General features: G+C 64.4%; 18 protein-coding genes and 1 tRNA gene. 14 read left to right on the top strand and 5 right to left on the bottom strand.

Features of this window, described 5'->3' with window-relative positions; all coding sequences use genetic code 11:
• Positions 1 to 40: 40 nt before the first annotated feature.
• Genes KA261_11090 through KA261_11080 form a run of 3 tightly spaced genes read right to left on the bottom strand, consistent with a single transcriptional unit; the run spans position 41 to position 3468 of the window.
• Positions 41 to 817: a succinate dehydrogenase/fumarate reductase iron-sulfur subunit gene (locus KA261_11090; GenBank protein MBP7698343.1), complete on the bottom strand. Its 777-nt coding sequence runs from the start codon at positions 815 to 817 to the stop codon at positions 41 to 43.
• On the bottom strand, positions 817 to 2730 hold the full coding sequence (locus KA261_11085) for a fumarate reductase/succinate dehydrogenase flavoprotein subunit (GenBank protein ID MBP7698342.1): 1914 nt from the start codon (positions 2728 to 2730) through the stop codon (positions 817 to 819). Before KA261_11085 ends, KA261_11090 begins: the two co-directional genes overlap by 1 nt.
• Positions 2731 to 2733: 3 nt before the next feature.
• Positions 2734 to 3468 carry a succinate dehydrogenase cytochrome b subunit gene (locus tag KA261_11080; GenBank protein MBP7698341.1) on the bottom strand — a complete coding sequence of 245 codons (735 nt, stop codon included), beginning with the start codon at positions 3466 to 3468 and terminating at the stop codon, positions 2734 to 2736.
• Between the two features lie 234 nt (positions 3469 to 3702).
• Between KA261_11080 and KA261_11075 the strand changes: the two genes are divergently transcribed.
• The 3 genes from KA261_11075 (at position 3703) to KA261_11065 (ending at position 6289) form a co-directional block, all read left to right on the top strand.
• The gene (locus KA261_11075; protein ID MBP7698340.1) at positions 3703 to 4293 is read left to right on the top strand and encodes a hypothetical protein; all 591 of its coding nucleotides are present in this window, start codon (positions 3703 to 3705) and stop codon (positions 4291 to 4293) included.
• 140 nt (positions 4294 to 4433) lie between these two features.
• Positions 4434 to 5432, top strand: coding sequence for a T9SS type A sorting domain-containing protein (locus KA261_11070; GenBank protein MBP7698339.1), 999 nt, complete (start codon positions 4434 to 4436; stop codon positions 5430 to 5432).
• Positions 5433 to 5479: 47 nt separating this feature from the next.
• Complete coding sequence (locus tag KA261_11065; protein ID MBP7698338.1) at positions 5480 to 6289, top strand: hypothetical protein; 810 nt, start codon at positions 5480 to 5482, stop codon at positions 6287 to 6289.
• Positions 6290 to 6317: 28 nt separating this feature from the next.
• On the opposite strand, the gene KA261_11060 is transcribed toward KA261_11065, so the two are convergent.
• Positions 6318 to 7811, bottom strand: coding sequence for a T9SS type A sorting domain-containing protein (locus KA261_11060; GenBank protein MBP7698337.1), 1494 nt, complete (start codon positions 7809 to 7811; stop codon positions 6318 to 6320).
• A gap of 155 nt (positions 7812 to 7966) precedes the next feature.
• Between KA261_11060 and sucC the strand changes: the two genes are divergently transcribed.
• The 9 genes from sucC to KA261_11015 all read left to right on the top strand — a co-directional run bounded on the left by sucC (position 7967) and on the right by KA261_11015 (position 16370).
• Positions 7967 to 9157, top strand: coding sequence for an ADP-forming succinate--CoA ligase subunit beta (gene sucC, locus KA261_11055; protein ID MBP7698336.1), 1191 nt, complete (start codon positions 7967 to 7969; stop codon positions 9155 to 9157).
• A 256-nt stretch (positions 9158 to 9413) separates the two neighbouring features.
• Positions 9414 to 10280, top strand: a complete 867-nt coding sequence (gene sucD, locus KA261_11050; GenBank protein ID MBP7698335.1) for a succinate--CoA ligase subunit alpha — start codon at positions 9414 to 9416, stop codon at positions 10278 to 10280.
• A 307-nt stretch (positions 10281 to 10587) separates the two neighbouring features.
• Positions 10588 to 11004, top strand: a complete 417-nt coding sequence (locus KA261_11045) for a hypothetical protein (protein MBP7698334.1) — start codon at positions 10588 to 10590, stop codon at positions 11002 to 11004.
• A gap of 64 nt (positions 11005 to 11068) precedes the next feature.
• Complete coding sequence (locus tag KA261_11040) at positions 11069 to 11617, top strand: transposase (GenBank protein ID MBP7698333.1); 549 nt, start codon at positions 11069 to 11071, stop codon at positions 11615 to 11617.
• Between the two features lie 168 nt (positions 11618 to 11785).
• Positions 11786 to 13714 carry a sulfatase-like hydrolase/transferase gene (locus KA261_11035; protein MBP7698332.1) on the top strand — a complete coding sequence of 643 codons (1929 nt, stop codon included), beginning with the start codon at positions 11786 to 11788 and terminating at the stop codon, positions 13712 to 13714.
• A 79-nt stretch (positions 13715 to 13793) separates the two neighbouring features.
• Complete coding sequence (locus KA261_11030; GenBank protein ID MBP7698331.1) at positions 13794 to 14315, top strand: L,D-transpeptidase family protein; 522 nt, start codon at positions 13794 to 13796, stop codon at positions 14313 to 14315.
• A gap of 7 nt (positions 14316 to 14322) precedes the next feature.
• A complete protein-coding gene (locus KA261_11025) occupies positions 14323 to 15075 on the top strand; it encodes an N-formylglutamate amidohydrolase (protein MBP7698330.1) in 753 nt (250 codons plus the stop codon).
• Between the two features lie 115 nt (positions 15076 to 15190).
• Positions 15191 to 15847, top strand: coding sequence for a SagB/ThcOx family dehydrogenase (locus tag KA261_11020; protein ID MBP7698329.1), 657 nt, complete (start codon positions 15191 to 15193; stop codon positions 15845 to 15847).
• 169 nt (positions 15848 to 16016) lie between these two features.
• Positions 16017 to 16370 (top strand): ASCH domain-containing protein, encoded by a 354-nt coding sequence (locus KA261_11015; protein MBP7698328.1) that lies wholly within the window; start codon positions 16017 to 16019, stop codon positions 16368 to 16370.
• A gap of 118 nt (positions 16371 to 16488) precedes the next feature.
• On the opposite strand, the gene KA261_11010 is transcribed toward KA261_11015, so the two are convergent.
• Positions 16489 to 17748, bottom strand: coding sequence for a T9SS type A sorting domain-containing protein (locus KA261_11010; protein MBP7698327.1), 1260 nt, complete (start codon positions 17746 to 17748; stop codon positions 16489 to 16491).
• A 290-nt stretch (positions 17749 to 18038) separates the two neighbouring features.
• Here KA261_11010 and KA261_11005 point away from each other — a divergent pair, with 290 nt between their 5' ends.
• Together KA261_11005 and KA261_11000 are read left to right on the top strand one after the other, a co-directional pair.
• Positions 18039 to 18830 carry an enoyl-CoA hydratase/isomerase family protein gene (locus KA261_11005; protein ID MBP7698326.1) on the top strand — a complete coding sequence of 264 codons (792 nt, stop codon included), beginning with the start codon at positions 18039 to 18041 and terminating at the stop codon, positions 18828 to 18830.
• Between the two features lie 106 nt (positions 18831 to 18936).
• Positions 18937 to 19007, top strand: a tRNA-Gly gene (locus tag KA261_11000).
• Positions 19008 to 19026: the final 19 nt, after the last annotated feature.

The raw sequence follows: 19026 nt of genomic DNA, 5'->3' as shown, positions 1-19026 counted from the left end.
TCGCCGGAACCTGCCTCGCATGTATTGCCCGGACCGCCGGTCAGCCGGCGCCGCCCGTCGCTTTCGCGCCGGCCCGGGAGGCCGCCTTGGACTTGTACAGCTCCCGGTTCATCTGCGCAATGAACCGGACGGGGATCTCTTTCGGACAGGCCGCCGAGCACTCGAAGTAATTCGTGCAGTTGCCGAACCCCTCGCGGTCCATCTGCCAGACCATCCGGCGCACGCGCTCGGCCGCCTCGACCCGGCCCTGCGGCAGGTTGGCCAGGTGCGACACCTTGGCCCCCACGAAGAGCATCGCCGAGGCGTTCTTGCAGGCCGCGACGCACGCGCCGCACTGAATGCAGGCCGCCGCGTCGAAAGCCGTGTCGGCGTCCTTCTTCGAGATCGGGACGGCGTTGCCGTCGGGCGGCGCGCCCGTGTTGACCGACACGAAGCCGCCGGCGGCGATCACCCGGTCGAGCGCCGAGCGGTCGATCACGAGGTCCTTGACGATCGGGAAGGCGCGGGAGCGGAAGGGCTCGATGTAGATCTGATCGCCGTCCTTGAAGAACCGCATGTGGAGCTGGCACACGGTCGTGCCCCGCTGCGGTCCGTGGGCGATACCGTTGATCATCATCCCGCACGTCCCGCAGATCCCTTCCCGGCAGTCGCTGTCGAACGCGATCGGCTCCTCGCCCTTCTCGATCAGTTCCTCGTTGACCACGTCGAGCATCTCGAGGAACGACATGTGCTCGTTGACGTTTTTCGCCTCGTAGCGTTCCATCCGCCCTTTCGAGCGGCCGTCCTTCTGGCGCCATACGTAAAGTGTGAGGTTCATTACTTGTAACTCCTTGTCGCCAGCTCGACGAACTCAAACGCGAGCGGTTCCACGTGCCGCGCCGGTTTGACGCCGACGCCCTTGTACTCCCAGGCTGCGACGTGGGCGAAGTCCGCGTCATTGCGGAGCGCCTCGCCGTCGGGCGTCTGATGCTCCTCGCGGAAATGCGCCCCGCACGATTCTTCGCGGGTCAGCGCATCCCAGCACAGGACTTCGGCGAACTCCAGAAAATCGGCCACCCGGCCGGCTTTCTCCAGCGCCTGGTTGAGCTCTTCGCCGTCCCCTGGCACCGACAGGTTTCGCCAGAATTCCTCGCGGATCTCGGGGAGCTTGGCCAGCGCTTCGCGCAGGCCGGTCGCGTTGCGGCCCATGCCGCACTTCTCCCACATCAGCTTCCCCATCTCCCGGTGGAACGCGTCGGGCGAGCGCTTCCCCTTGATGGCCAGCAGCTTCCTGATCCGGTCGGCCGCCTCCTGTTCCACCGCCCGGAACTCGGGCCGGTCGATCCCGATATTCTTCGCCCCGGTCCGGGCGAAGTAGTGGGAAATGGTCGCGGGCAGAATGAAATACCCGTCGGCCAGCCCCTGCATGAGCGCGCTCGCGCCCAGCCGGTTGGCCCCGTGATCCGAGAAGTTCGCCTCCCCGATCACGAACAGCCCCGGGATCGTGCTCTCCAGGTTGTAGTCCACCCACAGCCCGCCCATGGTGTAGTGGGAGGCCGGGTAGATGCGCATCGGCGACTCGTACGGATTCTCCCCGGTGATCTTCGCGTACATGTCGAACAGGTTTCCGTACCGGTCTGCAATCACGTCTTTGCCGAGCCGCTTGATGGCATCGCGGAAATCAAGGTACACGCCCCGGCCGCCCGGTCCGACCCCCCGCCCCTCGTCGCACACTTCCTTGGCCGATCGCGAGGAAATATCGCGTGGCGCGAGATTGCCGTAACTCGGGTACTTCCGCTCCAGGAAATAATCCCGGTCCGCCTCCGGGATCTGGTTCGGCCCGCGGCTGTCGCCGGCCTGCCGGGGGACCCAGATCCGCCCGTCATTGCGCAGCGACTCCGACATGAGCGTCAGCTTCGACTGGTACTCTCCCGACACCGGGATGCAGGTCGGGTGAATCTGCGTGAAACACGGGTTGGCGAACGCGGCCCCGCGCTTGTACGCGCGGTAGGTCGCCGTCACGTTGCACCCCTTGGCGTTGGTCGAGAGGTGGAAGACGTTCGCGTAGCCGCCCGTGGCCAGCACCACCGCGTCGGCCGAGTGCGAATAGATCCCGCCGCCGATCATGTCCCGCACCACGATCCCCTTCGCGTGGCCGTCGACCAGCACGAGGTCGAGCATCTCCGTCCGCGGGTACAGCTTCACCTGCCCCCGGCCGACCTGCCGCATCATCGCCTGGTAGGCCCCGATGAGCAGCTGCTGCCCCGTCTGGCCGCGCGCGTAGAATGTCCGCGACACCTGCGCCCCGCCGAACGACCGGTTGTCCAGGTAGCCGCCGTAGTCGCGGGCGAACGGCACTCCCTGGGCCACGCACTGGTCGATGATGTTTTCGCTCACCTGGGCCAGCCGGTAGACGTTCGCCTCGCGCGAGCGGAAATCCCCGCCCTTGATGGTGTCGTAGAACAGCCGGTACACCGAATCGCTGTCGTTCTGGTAGTTCTTCGAGGCGTTGATGCCTCCCTGGGCCGCCACGCTGTGCGCCCGGCGGGCGCTGTCCTGGTAGCAGAATACGGCCACGTTGTACCCCAGTTCGCCCAGGGTGGCCGCCGCGCTGGCTCCGGCCAGCCCCGACCCGACGATGATCACGCTGAACTTCCGCTTATTTGCCGGGTTGACCAGCTTGCTCTCGAATTGGTGCTTGTCCCACTTCTCGGCCAGCGGCCCCGATGGTACTTTGCTGTCAAGCTTCATGCCTCAAAACCCCCTTTCCGCCATCGGCGCGATGATCCCCGTCAGCACGCCGATCGGGATGCTGACATAGCCGATGAAGATGATGGCCGCGGCCGTCCAGGCGATCCCGCGGAAAATCGGCTGCAGCTCCGTGCGCGTCCAGCCGAACGTCTGGAAGAAACTCGAAATGGAGTGGGTGAGGTGCACGGCGAGGAAGAAGATCGCGAGAATGTACACAACCGAGATGAGCGGGTTCTGGAACCCCTGCACGAGCATCGCATAGACATTGTGATGGCCGTCCGGGAGCGTCAGACCGGCATACTCCGGGTTCGTCACAAACAGCGTGTAGTGGAGAAGGTGGTAGACGATGAAGAAGAAGATCGCCAGCCCCGTCCAGATCATCGTCCGCGAGGCCAGCGTCGCCTCCTGGAACCGCTGTTTGACATAGGTCTGCGGCCGCGACTGGCGGTTGCGGAGCCACAGCACGGCGCCGTCGACCACGTGCACCAGCGCCCAGACGAGAAAGAACACCCGGACCGCCCACAAGAGCGCCGGAACCGCCCGGAGCTTCTGCGCGTAGGCGTTGATCTGGTCGGGACCCAGGAACACCTGGAGGTTCCCCAGCATGTGCCCGACCACGAAAGTAAGGATAATAACCCCCGAGACGGCCATCCAGAACTTGCGCACGATCGAGGTCATGGTCGGCGGCTCGGGGATGACTTTTGTGTCGGTGACACGACTGATCTGATTTGTCGCCATCGGCCCTCCTTTCCTGTCGCGAAGATACAGCCGTCCGCCCCGGACGGTCAAACAAAAAGACAATCGGACCGCGCGCGGGAGATTGGCCGCCCGCGCGGACGATTTTCGCCCGGCCGGGTATAAGACATACAGCCGTGAGAATCCGTTTGACAAGCCCCGGCGGCTGACCTATGTTGAGAATCATGCGAAGAGATCACAACTGTTTCAGATACAGTAGCTTTTGAGGAGATTCCAATGGTGTTCCGAATTCTCATGACCGCGGTTGCCGCCGTGCTGCTCTGCGCCGGGCTGGGCTCGGCCGGCACTGTCGGAGTCAAGCTCTCGGGCGACGGCGTCCTCAATGACACGACCGTCAAAGCCGGTCTCCCGGTCTCCGTCGACTTCTACATCGAGAACGACTCGCTCTTCACCGGTTTCGCTTTCGGCTTCGCCCTGACCTCGCCGGATTCCTCCGTCAAACGGGTGATCCACGTCGCCGACAGCGGCAACGGCCTCAACCCCGCCGGCGATATCAAGGGGTTCAACGGCTGGCAGGATCAGTCGGTCTGGAATTTCGGCGGCGTCTATGCGGTCGAGTCCGACTGGAACGGCGAAATGCCGGAACTGCTCGGTTTCGGCGGCCTCTGCGTTCAGAACGAGTACAAGCCGCATCCGTACCAAAAGGTGCTCTCGTTCAGAATGATCGTGCCCGAAACCGGCCTCATGCAGGTGGATTCCGCGTTCTACCCGCCGGGCGGGTACTGGATGTTGGCGACCCCGAACCCGGACGCCACGCAGGAGCCCGCCTGGAAAGGCCCGCTCGTGTTCCGCGTCGTCAAAGAATAGGGTAAGTCAGAGCGCCGGCCCGGCGGTTCCCCGCCGGGCCGATTCTATAACCTATAGGTCCGGGCGCCGAGGCGGAGCACACCCGCGACCGCTCAGATCCTGTTCGCTGCCAGGCACCCGAGGGGAAAGGGATGTCAGCCATGGCCGTTACTCGGAACCATCGGGGCGGAGTCTGCCTGCGCGGGCGGTCTCTGCTGGCCGTTGTCGTGCTGCTCGGGGCCGCCCACGCGGACCCGGTTATTCGCCTGGTCCCGGAGACGTGCGACAGCTCCGGCGGCCCGCCGGCCGCCGTGGTCACCTGTGAGCCGCCCGCCGCGCCGGGGGCGCTGGCCTTCTTCAATCTCGCCATCGTCTACGATTCCACCCTGCTCCAATGCCAGAGCGTCGCTGCCGCGGACGGCGCGGAGGCGGCCTGGCGCTTTTCCTGGTTCCAGGAGACCGCGCCGTCGCTTGGACCGACGTACTGGAGCGCCAAGATCCTTGGCCGCCGCCCGGCCGGGTACGTCCCCGGCGCCGGTCCGCGCGACAGCGTCCTCGTCCGCATCATCTTTCGCCCCGTTGCGCCGCCGGGAACGCAACCGTATGCCCCCGTCTGGTTCTACTGGGGCGCCTGCGACGACAACCTTCTGGTCAAAGCCGGGGACCCTGACCTTCTGGTCTCCCTGGACGTGCGCGATCCGACCGGCGCCGACATCACCTCCGAGAGGATCCCCCCGCCGACCACCGCCGGTCTGTGCGATGACTGCTTCGGCCAACTGGCGGTCGGCGACACTACTGTGAAGCGGCAACTGGTCTTCGAGTCCACCCGCCTGGCGCTCGAGGTGCCTACCGGCGTCCCGGAGGCCGTCCCGACCCTCCTGCCCTCCGGCCTCCGCCTGGACCAGAACTACCCCAATCCCTTCAACGCCGGCACCACTATCGGTTTCGTGTGCCCGCCCGGAGCGGCGTGGCGGTTGGAGATCCGCGACCTCCTCGGCCGCCGGGTCCGCGATTTTTCCGGCCGGGCCGACGGGGACGCGGTGGCGGTCTCGTGGGATGGCTGTGACCGGGCCGGCTCGCCGGCCGCCTCCGGCATCTATCTCTGCCGCCTGACCGTCGGGGACGAAAGTCGCGCGCGGAAGATGCTCTTGCTGCGGTAGGCCAAATAACGCTGTGCTTTCCACCCGCCGCAGCGTATCTTCACGCCATGACATGGCTGCTGAAAGTCGCGCTCCTGTTGCTGGCCGGCACCGCCGCCGGCGGGCCGGAGGATTCACTGAACGCCGATCCACTCCCGGCGCCGCCTCCGGCGCCGGCTCCCCCGGCCGAGCCTGCCCCGGTCTTCCCGACCTCGCTGCAGGTTGCGATCGAGCAGGTGCGCGTGGCCGACATGCGGCTGCGCGATACCCTTGAGGTGACACTGACCGCCCACGGCTTTCCGATCGCGGGCTACGCTTTCAAGATCGCCGTCGACGACCGCCGCGTGCAGATTGTCGAGGTCCTTCCCGGCGCTCTCTACGACACCTGCCGCTGGGAGTACTTCACCGCGCGCCCGCTCGAGACGCCCGGCCGCGAGAATTACCCCCGCCTCGTCTGGAACGCCGTCGCCCTCGCCCAGTTCATCCCCGACAGCACCCAGCCCCGGTGCTACACGGTGGAGGGCGAGGCCTCGCTCCTCCGCCTGGTCGTGTCCAACGAGCACCTGCTGGAAACCGACGACGGCATAGTCCCGATCTACTTTTTCTGGGAGAACTGCGGCGACAACACGCTCTCCGACCGGTCCGGCAACACCCTGATTCTCTCGCGCCGCGTGATCGATTACTCGGGCAACCCCCCCGATTCCGCCGCCGGCGCCTTTCCCAACCGTACCGGCGCGCCGCGCCAGTGCGTCGATCCGGCCGCCCGCAACCAGCCCAAGCGGCTCATCGATTTCCACAACGGCGCGGTCGAGTTCCGCCTCGACCTGACTGCAGACACGCTTGCCCGGCAACCGGATTCAGCCGGTTCATCTCGATAGTGCCGGATCAGGTAGGGTCGTAGCAGCTCTACTTGAGGTAGAGCATCCGAATTGCGCGCGATGCCGCCCCGACTTGAACCTTCAGTAGGTACACTCCGCTCGCCACGTCCTGTCCGCCGTCGGTAGTTCCGTCCCACGATAGCCGATGCGTTCCTGGTCGCAGCGTTTCATTGGTGACGAGCCGCACCCGCTGGCCGATAAGATTGTAGATTGTGGCCGTGACGTTGTTCGTGGCGGAAAGCTCCAGTTGAATCGCCGTCTCGCCATTGAACGGATTCGGATAGTTCTGATGGAGCACAAATCCCGCGGGTTTCGTCCCATTGTCGGGCTCATCAGATACGCCGGTCGCCACGTCGAAAGAGTAGACGTACACCGAATCCCCCAGACGTCCCGTTGCATGCAGTTCTGCTCCACCTCCGGTGTAGAAGAAGTCCTGAGTCTCTGTCTTCCGTCCCAGATCGACCTCCCCCAATACCTCGCCCGTTGCGTACTCTATAAACACATCATACCGCGTCGTCGCCGTGACGCGTGTACCGATTATCTTGCGCCCCGAGGGGAAAACGTCAACCGGCGTGTATCCGAGCGTTGTATCAAGCCACATCAGGCTGAGTGTGCTGTCGTGGATACTGTAGCAGCCCAAAAATGTGCGCAGCCCCTCGAACGCCCCGGTGAACTCCTGATTCACGCCATAGTACAGAATTTCGTCACCGGGAACATCGGGCACGAAATCATCCACCCACAAATCTCGGCTTCCCCCGCCGCTTGTTTGCAGCCCGAAGACATCCGAGAAGTACACTTCCGTCCCGCTGTAGTGATAGTAATCGCCCGGCTCATCTGCGTGGGACCTGTCATATGGTAGGGTTGTCGCGAATGCCGCCGACCCATCGCTCCGCAAATCGCCCGGCTGTACTCGCAGGCCGTGACGGTAGGAGATCACCTCGCCCATGTCCCATGACACCCACCATGACTTCGACTCGTACCAGGTCCAATACCCCAGTGTCATGATGTACTGGTACCGGTCAAACGTGTAACTGGCGATCGGGCCGCCCGCGCCGAAACTCGCGCTGTCCAGATCAAGGTATAGCACCGTCGGGTACATATCCCCCCACGGTCCCCAGAAATCGTCGGCGTCGAACAGGTACAACGTGTCCCTCCCCACCTCTCCGTTGACGTAATCAACTCGAGTCAGCAGCGGAAGGCTGCCTCCCTCGTACCAAACGCTCGACACCGCATATATCCGCGTCGTGTCCCCACCGCTCCGACACAACACGCGGCCGACCCACTGCCCGCGAATGGCGACCGTATCAAGACTCGTCGCCGACAGGTCATCATAAAGCACCAGCTTGTCCTTGACATACGCGAGCGCCCGCAACTCTCCGTTTGCCCCGGTAATTGGCAGCACCGCGGTGATACCATCTCCGGACTCCAGTACCCGCGTCAGCTCAACCTGCGCCTCGGCCGCCTTGACCGAACTCCCCACCCACATTACTACCGGAAGAACCCACAGAACGAATCGTCTCATCAGAATACCTCCGCCTGCCCTCAATAAACCCCCTCCGCCCCATTTCCCAACCCAGAAATCGACACCCCTTGACCTCCCGCTCCCGACTCCCTACATTATCCCGCAAATAACGCGAACATCGGCCCCTGCGCGCCCCTTTACTAAGGACCCTGACCATGCGCCTCTATGAACACGAAGGTAAACAACTGTTCGAGAAAATCGGTATCCCCACCGCCCCCCGCCGCGTCTGCCGTACACCGGAGGAGGCGCGCGCTGCCGCTCTGGAACTCGGCCCGGTGGTGGTCAAAGCCCAGGTGCTCACCGGCGGGCGGGGCAAAGCCGGCGGCGTCAAACTCGCCGCCACCCCCGAAGAGGCGCAGCACATCGCCGCCGACCTCCTCGCCGTGAAAATCCGCGGCTACGAGGTCGCCGCCGTTCTGGTCGAACCCCGGCTGGACATTGCGCGTGAGCTGTACCTCGGAGTGACCATCGACCGGGCCAATTACACCGTCGTCGTCATCGCTTCCGGCGAAGGGGGGGTCGATATCGAGGAGACCGCCGTCCGAAACCCGGAGAAAATCGTGCGCCACCACCTCCGCATCGACGAGGAGTTCTACGGGTTCGATGCCCTCGCGATTGCCAAACAGATCGGCCTCCCCTCGGATCTCCTCAAAAGCGCGGCTCCGATCATTGTGAATCTCTACCGGCTCTTCCGCCGCTGTGACGCCAAGCTCGTCGAGATCAACCCGCTGGTGCTCACCGCCGACAACAAACTCATCGCCGCCGACGCGCGCGTGTCGCTCGATGACGACGCCCTGTTCCGGCACCCCGAACTGCAGGCCCTGGGCATCGCCCACCGGCACGAGGAGGGGGAGATGACGCCGCGCGAGCGCCGGGCGGCCGAATGGGGCATCCCGTACCTCGACCTCGACGGCGACATCGGCATGTTCCCCGGCGGCGCCGGTTTCGGCATCATGGGCAACGATTTCATCCACTACTACGGCGGCCGCCCCGCCAACTTCATGGACTCCGGCGGCGGCCCCACTCCCGAGCGCCTCGCCAACATGCTCGTCCTGCTCGATGAAAACCCCAACGTCAAAGCCATTTTCGCCGCGCGCTTCGGCGGCATCTCCCGCTGCGATGATTTCGCGAAAGGGGTCATCAAATTCCTGCGCGAGCACGGCCTCTCCAAACCGATGGTGATGCGCATGACCGGCAACATGTGGCAGGAGGGCGTCCGCCTGTTCGAGGAGGCCCGCACTCAGTCGCCCGAGCTTTTTGCGCGCATCGAGATCCACGGCATCGAGACTCCCATCGAGGAAATCTCCCGCCGTGCGGTCGAATTGGCCAGGGGGACGGCCTCATGAGCAGGGGAGAGGCCGCAGCCGGGCGCGGCGCCTTGCGCGTGCGAGCAGCGCTGAGAGGAGCAGGATCGATGGCCGGGCAAAGGCCGACACGCCGGCCGGATTCTCTTGGCCGACCTGCGTTCCGGCAGCACCACCACACTCCGGTCTCCCGGACTCCGTCTCCTCCTGTAGGTCAGGCCCCTTGTGGTCCTGACATCTTTCGCCGAAACCGCGCGATCCGCCCTCTCCACCCGTCCCGTCGCAAAGGAGCCCGCTGATGTCCATCCTCGTTGACAAGAACTCCCGCGTCCTCGTCCAGGGGATTACCGGCGGCGCGGGCCTGTTCCATACAGAACGCATGATCGCCTACGGCACCAACATCGTCGGCGGCGTCACCCCCGGCAAAGGCGGCCAGACGGCCGCCGGCCTCCCCGTCTTCGACACCGTCGCCGAGTGCGTCGCCGCCACCGGCGCCGACACCTCGGTCATTTTTCTGCCGGCGCAGTTTGTGAAAGAAGCGGCGATCGAATCCATCCGCGCCGGCCTCAAGTTCCTCGTCGTGATCCCCGAGCACATTCCTATTCATGACATGCTCCACGTGCGCCGGGAGGCGGTCGCGCACGGCGCCACCGTCATCGGCGGCAACACCGCCGGCATCATCACCCCCGGCCAGGCCAACCTCGGCATCATGCCCGACATCGCCTTCACCCGCGGGCGCGTCGGCACCGTCTCCCGCTCCGGCTCGATCACCTACTATGTCGCCGATACGCTCAGCCGCACCGGTTACGGCGAGACCACCTGCGTGGGCCTCGGCGGCGACCCGGTGCTGGGCTCGACTTTCGATGAAATCCTGCTCAAATTCGAGAGCGACCCGGCGACCAAAGCGGTTGTCATGTGCGGCGAAATCGGCGGCGTCTACGAAGAACGCGCCGCCCGCGTGATCCCCGATATGCGCACCCCGGTGCTGGTCATGATCGGCGGTGTGTATGCGCCCCCCGGCAAACGCATGGGCCACGCCGGCGCCATCGTTGAGGGGACCATGGGCACCGCGAAAGAGAAGCTCGAGTTGCTCGCCGACCACGGCGCCCACCCCTGCCGCACGTTTTCGGAGATTCCGGAAACACTGAAGAAGCTGGGCGTATAGAGCTGTGGGTTACCCCTTTCTCCCCCTCCCAAAATGTGATTGCCCCGGCGCGGCAGCCGGGGTATTATCTAATGCAGCGCGATTGCTGAAGCTCGGTGGGGCGTCCCGCGCGGGCAGGCCGATTAGCCAGTTCGGGGGCCACGCTGCTCGGGTCGCACATATCTCCTGAAACAGACGGCGGGGAGGTGCAGCCAAGGACGCTCGTACCATAGATCGTGGACCACCGGTGAGAGTCGGATAACTTCAAGCAGGACATTCGACAGAAGATCTGAGAAATGGTCAGGAAGAGTCGACGGGAGGATCAGCAATGAAGAGCTTGATTACAGTCGTGATCGCGGTCTCGTGCCTCATCAGCGCCTGTGCTGCACCTGTCAAGATGGCAGCCTATCCAAGTTCAAGCTGGATTGTCGAGCGTGACGGGGAGTGGTGCAGCGACCCGGCCAATTACGAATACATTCGCGTACTGGCTAATATGCCACAAGCTGGGACCTTTGAGGAACTTGGTGTGATCATATCTGCACAAGAAAGCAATTCCGAGTTTTTTAGCGTGTCGCACGAGCGGCAAATAGCCGAGGCGCAGAAAAAGGCTTGTCAGTGGGATGCTGATGCTATCGTCCTGCTCTCGCAGGATTCAGATTCCCATATGAGCTATTCTGCTTTCAGTGGTTTTGGGACAACCAAAGAGAAACAGAACCGCTTCGTAGCCATACGATTCAAGAAGTGAAACCAGCATCACTGCCCGCCGGACACGTGGCCCACCATCTATGGTGGGTTTCTCTTTTTGAAATGTGATTGACCTCACCTGGAAGGCCGCTCATCTTCCACTCATGCCGCGCCTCCGACACTATGACGATTTAGGCGTCGCCCGTTTTCTCACCTTCTCCTGCTTTCGCCACTACCCTCATTTCAAATCGGCCGGCATGCGCAATTTGATCCTCCCCGAACTGAAAGCCCTCCGGGTGCAACATCGCATTCGTCTCCTGGCATGGGTGCTGATGCCCGATCATATGCACCTTGTTATCCTCCCGCCGGAGAAGTGTGACGTAGGCGGTCTTATCGGCCGATTCAAAGCTCGTACTGTCCGGGTGGTGCTGGGACAACTTTCCCAGAACCGGCGCCGCTTCCGTTCAGATGGCCATGCCGCTCTTTGGCGGCGCTGGTGCTACGATCGGAATTGCCGTCCGCCGGAAGAAGTGAGGGAGGAGATCAACTACTGCCATGCAAATCCGGTGAGAGCCGGTCTGGTGGCGCAACCGGAGGACTGGCCATGGTCAAGTGGCCGCTGGTACGCCGGCTGGCCGGGCGTTTTGCTTGACATTGACGGCGTCGACGTGTAATAGAGAGGCCCCCACCATAAATGATGGGCCACCGGAGTTACCCGGTCGCCGTCCCGGCGCTCACCCTCCGGTAACCGAGCATTCGCAGCCGCCTTCCGCTCACTATCCTGCGATACTCCTCCTGAACGCCGCTTGCCTCCCGGCCCCCTATTCCTTACCCTACCCGGCATGATCCGTTTCCCGCACTGGCTCCGGCTGTTTGTGCTTTTCGTGGCAGCCGACATTGTCATTTCGCTCCTCCGCCGCCCGGTGTGGACATTCGACCTTGCGGTCTACGCCGCCGGCCTCGCCATGAGCCTCGGCTTTTTCTATGCGCTCGACCTCGTGTATCGCCTGCTGCCCCGCGCCCTGCGCATCGCCTGGACGTTCCTGGTCTCTTTTGTGCTCGCTTTCCTGCTCGTCGCAACCTATTTCGTTTTCGAGCAGTTCGGCGAGTACATCTCGCAGTCGATGCTCCGCTTTATCGTCTCCAACCCCTCTTACTTCGCCGCCTTCCTCCGTACGTATTTGTTCAACGTGAACAGCCTCGGCTTCCTCGTCCTGTGGGGGTTGATCTTATGGGTGTGGGTTCCGCGCGCCCGCCCGCGGCCGGTGCGCTCGCTGCGTCTTCACCTGCCGCTGCTGGTTGTCGTGGTCGCCGTCTATTTTGTCGGCCTCAACCAAATCATCTATTTCGCCCGGGGGCGCAAGCTGCCGATCGACACCTCCTGTGCGGTCGCGGCCAAACGCCTGAGATCGGTGGTCCACAACGGTCTCTACCGCTCCGAGCGTCTCCCGGTCGCCCCGATCAGGAACGCCTCCTCCTGCAACGTCATCCTGCTGATCAACGAATCGTTCGGCAAGCGGGCGTTTCCGACCGCCGACTCGGCGGTCTGCCCGATGCCCTTCCTTCGCGAGTGGACGCGGCGAGAGTCCGGCCGCTTCTTCGTCTTCCCGACCGCCTTCACCAACTCCGGCGCCACCGACATCAGCGTGCCCTCGATCCTCTCCGGCGTCGCCCCCTGGGAGCAGAGCGGCACGCTGCACACGATGCCCCTGGTCTGGGACTGGGCGGCCGCGGCCGGCTACCGCACGGCCTTCGTGAGCGCGCAGCAATTCAGCTGGGCCAACCTCGATGACTTCTTCCGGTCCCCCGGTCCCGACCTCTATCTCGGCGGGGACCAGACCGGTCGGCCGCTCATCAACGACACCGGGATCGATGAAATCGCCGCCATGCAGCTTTTCTGCGACAGCGTGCTGGCCAACCCCGCCCGGCGGCCGTTCTGCGCGGTGTACAATTCCAACGCCCTGCACACTCCCGGCCAGACCGCCAGCGACCTTCTGCCCGATCTGACTCCGGCCTATTCCTCCCGCTACTGCAACAGCGCGGCCGTGCTCGATCGCGCTATCCGGCTTCTCTGCGAGTCGCTCGCAAGCCATCACCTGCTGGACAGCACGTTCATCATCATCACCGCGGACCACGGCGACACCGACAGCCTGATTCACTCCCAGGTGCACCGGCTCTATAATTTCTACGATGAAATCATGAATATCCCGTTTCTCGTCTATGTCCCGGCGGCGTGGCTGACCGACCACCCCGACCGCCTTGCCGCGCTGCGCGAGAACGAGGGGCGGGTGGTCGCCAATCTCGACATTCTCCCGACCATCCTCGCCGCGATCGGGGCGAATTGCGACTCGGCCAACGCCGGCCTGCGCGCCCGCCTGAACGGCGCGTCGCTCTTTGCGCCGCTTCCGCCGGAGCGCAATACGGTCGCTCTCAATACCAACGATATCCGGCAGTGGGAGCATGAGGGGTTCGGCATTTTCCGGCGAGACCGGCGGTTTGTCTATTCCGATATCGAGGGTCCGCGCTGGTTCGACGCCGCCGATCGCAACCAGACCAACGATCTCTGGCCGACGGCGCCGCCGGGGGAGAAGCGGCGCGTGCTGGACGTTATCGATTCGATTTACCATCTCAGGCGGATGTTCCCCGCCGCCGCCGTCTCGGAGGCAGACGGCGTCGGAGCAGGCGGGGCGTTCTTCGATCGCGCTCCAAGCGGCCTGCATTTTGCCCGCGCCTCCGCATGCGGCGGTTTGGGACCGTGCAGTCGGGAGTGATGGGCCGGGCCGTGGGGATGTCGGATACGAACGACCGCACCTTTCGCCCCGGATCCGGAGGCAACCCGCGACAGCCATGATGACAAAGACCATAATCGCCGCGGGAGTCTGCATTCTGGCGTGTGCCGGGATCTGGTATTGGGCGAACCGCCCCTTCGACCCGCTGCCCGAGGGAACAGTGATCGACAGGGTAGAAGTCCGCAAAGACGAGCGGGTCATGCGGCTGATGAAAGGTGGACGGAGCTTGCGGGAGTATCGGATTGCGCTCGGCCGCTGCCCCGCAGGGCCGAAGCGCTGCGAGGGGGACGGCCGGACCCCGGAGGGCGGATACACGCTCGATTATCGGAACCCGAAGAGCCGTTTCTTCCTGTCCTACCACATCTCCTACCCGGAGCCGCGCGATCGCCGGATGGCGGACTCGCTCGGCTGCATGCCCGGCGGGGACATCATGATCCACGGCGCTGCGCCCGGTCATGCCTTCTTCGGGCGCCTCTACTCGTATGTGGATTGGACCAACGGATGCATTGCGATCACGAATCCGGAGATGGCCGAGTTCTGGCGCGTGGTCCCGGTTGGCACTCCGATTACCATCTATCCCTGAGGCTGCGATGTTGCTCCATATCCCGCACTCCTCGGACCGCATTCCCGCTCACCTGCGGGCGGCGCTGCTGTTGTCCGATGACGAGCTCCGGGCCGAGCTTTTGGCTCTCACCGATGCTCACACCGATACTCTCTTCACGCTCGGCGTTCGCCCGGCCACGCCGGTGATTTTCCCGGTGAGCCGCCTCGTGGTCGACCCGGAGCGGTTTATCGATGACTCGCGGGAGCCGATGGCGGGGAAGGGGATGGGGGTCGTGTATGTGAGAACGGCCGATGGCCGCCCGCTGCGTACTGCGCCCACCGCCGCCCAGCGCGAGCAGTTGCTGGCCGCTTACTACCATCCTCACCATCGCCGGCTCACCGAGCTTGTCGGCCTGGAACTGGCGCACCTCGGACGCTGCCTGATCATTGATTGCCACAGTTTTCCCTCGCGGCCGCTGCCTTACGAGGAGGACCAAAGCCCGGACCGCCCCGACATCTGCATCGGCACGGACAGTTTCCATACGCCGTATGCTCTCACGGCGCACCTGGTCGCCGCACTGGAGTCGAGCGGTTTCTCGGTGGCGCTCAACCGTCCCTTCGCCGGAGCGCTCGTCCCTGCGGGCTACTATCGGGCGGATACGCGGGTGCGGAGCATCATGATCGAGATCAACCGGCGGCTCTATATGGATGAGCGCACAGGGGAGAGGACCGCCCGCTTCACGCGCATCGCCCAACTCCTCGGCCGCCTCCTCACCGACCTGCAGCGCCGTGCGGAGTAGGGCGGAGCGCCCGACACAACGGCTCGCGATCGCGGAGAAAGTGCCGCCGGTGCCTTGCCCTTCTTCCGGCGGTCTCGTATATTCCCGGCGCGAACAGTTCAACCTGGAGGTTCTTATGAAGCGCATACACAAGACCATCATCCCTGCCCTGATTCTCAGTTCCTCGGTCATGGCGCAGGACCTTGCCCCGATCACGCTCCCCCCGCCCGACACCAGCGGCGGCAAACCGCTCATGGAGGCGATCAAGAACCGTCGGTCGACCCGCGAGTTCAGCCCGGATTCGCTCCCGCCGGCGGTTCTGTCCGATCTCCTCTGGGCGGCGGGCGGCATCAACCGCCCCGAATCGGGCAAACGCACCGCTCCGTCGGCCATGAACTGGCAGGAGATCGACATCTATGTCGCCCTGCCTGACGCCGCTTACCGCTACGAGCCGAAAGACCACTCGCTCCAGCCGGTTCTCGCCGGCGACATCCGCGCTCAAACGGGTATGCAGCCGTTCGTCAAGGATGCCGCGGTCAATTTGGTCTATGTCGCCAACTTCACTCGCATGGGGGATCCCCCTAAAGACGAGGGCGAACGCCTCCGGCGCGAGAACATGGCCTATGCCGATGCCGCCTTCATGTGCGAGAACGCCTACCTGTACTGCGCCTCGGCGGGCCTGGCCGCAGTCGTGCGCGCCTCTATAGACAGCGAGCGACTTGCCAAAACCCTGTCGCTGTCGGCCGACCAGCGTCCCCTCCTGGCCCAGACGATCGGTTACCCGAAGGAGTAGCCACGGGCATGCAACCCCATAAAGGCGGCCCGCCGTTTGGAGTTGGTCTGTCTCCGGGATCGTTTAGGTCAGGACCCTGGCGGCCCTGACGTTCTTGCCGTCAACGGAACCGGTCGGGTCAGGATTCTTGTGGGCCTTTCATCCGTCACTTGACACAAGGGAATACCCGATGGCTACCATCAGAACGATCAGTATCAGGAACCCGCACGCCGTGAACATTATTGCCGGCCTCAAGACCATCGAGGTCCACACCTGGACCACCAAACACCGCGGTCGGCTCCTGATCGTTTCGAGCGCCCGCCCGACAAACCAAGGCCCTGCCGGGCATGCCCTCGGCATCGTTGACCTCGTCGATTGCCGCCCCTTCCGGCGCTCCGATGCCAAGGCCGCCATGTGCCCATGGTCCCCGGGGCAGTTCGCCTGGATCCTCGAAAATCCGCGGCGGATCAAACCGTTCCCGTGGAAAGGTCGGCTGGGCCTTTACGAAGTGACATGGCCGCGCCCCCGCAGGCCGCGAAAGTAGCCGGCCGGCAGTCCGCAAATTCGCATGGGATCGAAAGGCGGCCCCGATGACGAGATCCCGTCGGGCCATCGCACGGCTCGCCTGATCCCGGGCGAGAGGGGAGGGAGCGGGAGTCAGCTCACTTGAGCAGCAGCATCTTGCGTGTGATCCGGCGATCATCGGCCACAAGCCGATACAAGTAGACCCCCGAGGGCAGGCGGGTGCCGGATGGATCTGCGGTCTGCCACACCACCCGGTGATGTCCGGCCGGCCGGCGGGAATCAACCAGGGTCGCCACGTGCCGGCCGAGGAGGTCGTAGATGCTCAGGTTGACGTCGGCGGCAGACGGCAGGTCATAGGCAATAACCGTGGCCGGATTGAACGGATTGGGGAAATTCTGATGCAGCGCGAAACCGCCCGGCCGAGGCGCTGGCTCGGGGACCGTGGTGGGAGCAAGCGGCTGGTACAGCAGCCCGGCGAAGTGGGCGAGATACACCCGGTTGTCGAATACGACTGCATCGTGGACCGCTACCCCCGCGAGGTGTTCGATCTGCGTCCAGGAGTCCCCCTCGCGGAGATACACGTAGGTGCCGTGGGAGAGGAAGCTGAGGATTCCGATGACCGCGCGGTCGGTCGCCGCGACCGCGCCGTGATCGGACGGGCGCCACGGGCCGAAAAACGGCGTCCAGGTCAGGCCGCTGTCGGGGCTCACGAATAGCCCGCCGGAGGCCGCTCCGTAGAGTGCGCCGTCGTGGTCGGCCAATGCCCACATCGCCTCGCCGCCCGCGCTGAAGGGGGTGTACTCGACGCCGGTCCACAGACCGGAACCGGCGGGGTTGCGGTGGATGTAGGCGTTCTGACCGGCGCCGAGCAGCAGCCAGCGTCCCCACGCATGCAGCGAGTAGGAGTCCCAGGAGACGGTGAACCCCAAACCGTCGCGGAACGTCTGCCAGGCGCCCCCTCCGTTCAGGTTGAACACCCAAACCGCGGCGCCGCCCGTCCCCGCGTACAGGCTGTCGCCGCGGACAGCGAAGGCCATGATGGCCAGCGATCCCAGGCCGCTCAGCCCCGCGCTGCGGGGTTGCCAGGTCTGCCCGTTGTTGACCGATTCGTAGACGCCGTGGCCGTACGTTCCGGCAAAGAGGCGCCCCCCGACCTTGATGACCTGCGAGATCTCGATGCCCTCGCCGAGCGGGGCGGTCGGCGACCACGCAGCCGATCCGGCCGGGTGGATGTGGACAGCGCCGGGAGTGGCGACATACAGGGTGTCGCGGGACACAAACAAATCGGTGACTTCCAGTCCGTCGAAACCGGTAACTGAGCTCCAGTCGGCGTTCGTGCCCGGGGCGCCGAGGCCGATGACTGCGCAGGCGAGCCATGCGAAAGCGTTCCGGCCCATGTCAAATCCTCTTCCAATACGATTCCCATGCGGGATACGGGCGAAGGGTACGGGAGTTTCCGTAGCCGCGTCAAAATAGAGTGTATAGACCGAAGATAATGCACCGCGGGACTATTGGAGCGGCGCTCGGCCGGGGGAGATCCGCCTTCCGGGCCCCCGCCGGCCCCCGCCGATGGGAATCCAGGCCGGCCGAGGGCGGGCGAGGAGCCCGGCATCCTGAGTGCCGTCCCAACCGGAACTCTACGCCGGAACTGCTTGCCCCACCGCCCCCCGCTAGCGTAATTGAAAGTATGGACACCGTAGACATCACTACCTCCGGCTCCCTGGCGGTGGTCACTCTCCAGCGCGGCAAGGTGAACGCGGTCAACGGCGATCTCGTCGACCGCCTTCGGGCGGCCTTCCGCGACCTCGAGGCCGACCCGGCCATCCGCTCGGTCATTCTGACCGGCCGCGGTTCGTTTTTCTCGTTCGGGCTCGACGTTCCCGAGCTGTATGATCTTCCGCCCGATGACTTCGCCGCCTTTCTCCGCAACTTCACTGACCTCTGCCGCGGTCTGTTTCTCTTTCCCAAGCCGCTGGTGGCGGCGATCAACGGCCACGCGATCGCCGGCGGCTGCATTCTGGCCACCGCCTGCGACCGTCGCGTCATGGCGACTGGAAAACCCCGCATCTCGCTCAACGAGTTGACGTTCGGGTCCACCGTCTTCCAGACCGCCGTGGAACTCATGCGGTACTGGATCGGCTCGCGCCATGCCGAGGAGGTTCTCTTCGGCGGCCGCATGTACACCGCGGAGGAGGCGCGTGCGATCGGTCTTGTCGATCTCGCCGCCGCGCCCGAACGCCCGGGGCCGTCGGTCGGCAACCGCAGCGCCGCCAGCGAGTTCGAGGCGGTCGCATTCGGCGAGGCGGCCCGCCTCGGGGAGATCAGTCCCGACGCTTTTGCACAGGCCAAGTCGATGCTCCGCCGACCGGTCATCGACCTCATCGTCGCCCGCGAGGAAGCCACTATCAAACGATTCGTGGAGATTTGGTACACGCCGGAGATCCGGGCCAGCCTGCGCCGGATCACGATCCGCCAGTAACGGCCCGCTCCCCCCGATTTATGTCGGCAAGGGAGTTGACAACCCGGCGCGGCCGGCATAGATTAGATCGCCTTCAGGCCGAAGCGACCGGCTGAACGGTTCCAAGGCGGGCGTAATTCAGTGGTAGAATGCAAGCTTCCCAAGCTTGATATGTGGGTTCGATTCCCATCGCCCGCTTTTTCTTATGGCCGGCGGC

The organism is Candidatus Zixiibacteriota bacterium (assembly GCA_017999435.1).
GTDB lineage: Bacteria > Zixibacteria > MSB-5A5 > GN15 > FEB-12 > JAGNLV01.
Note: the sequence above shows the minus strand (reverse complement) of the source record. Positions and strands in the feature narration are given on the sequence as shown.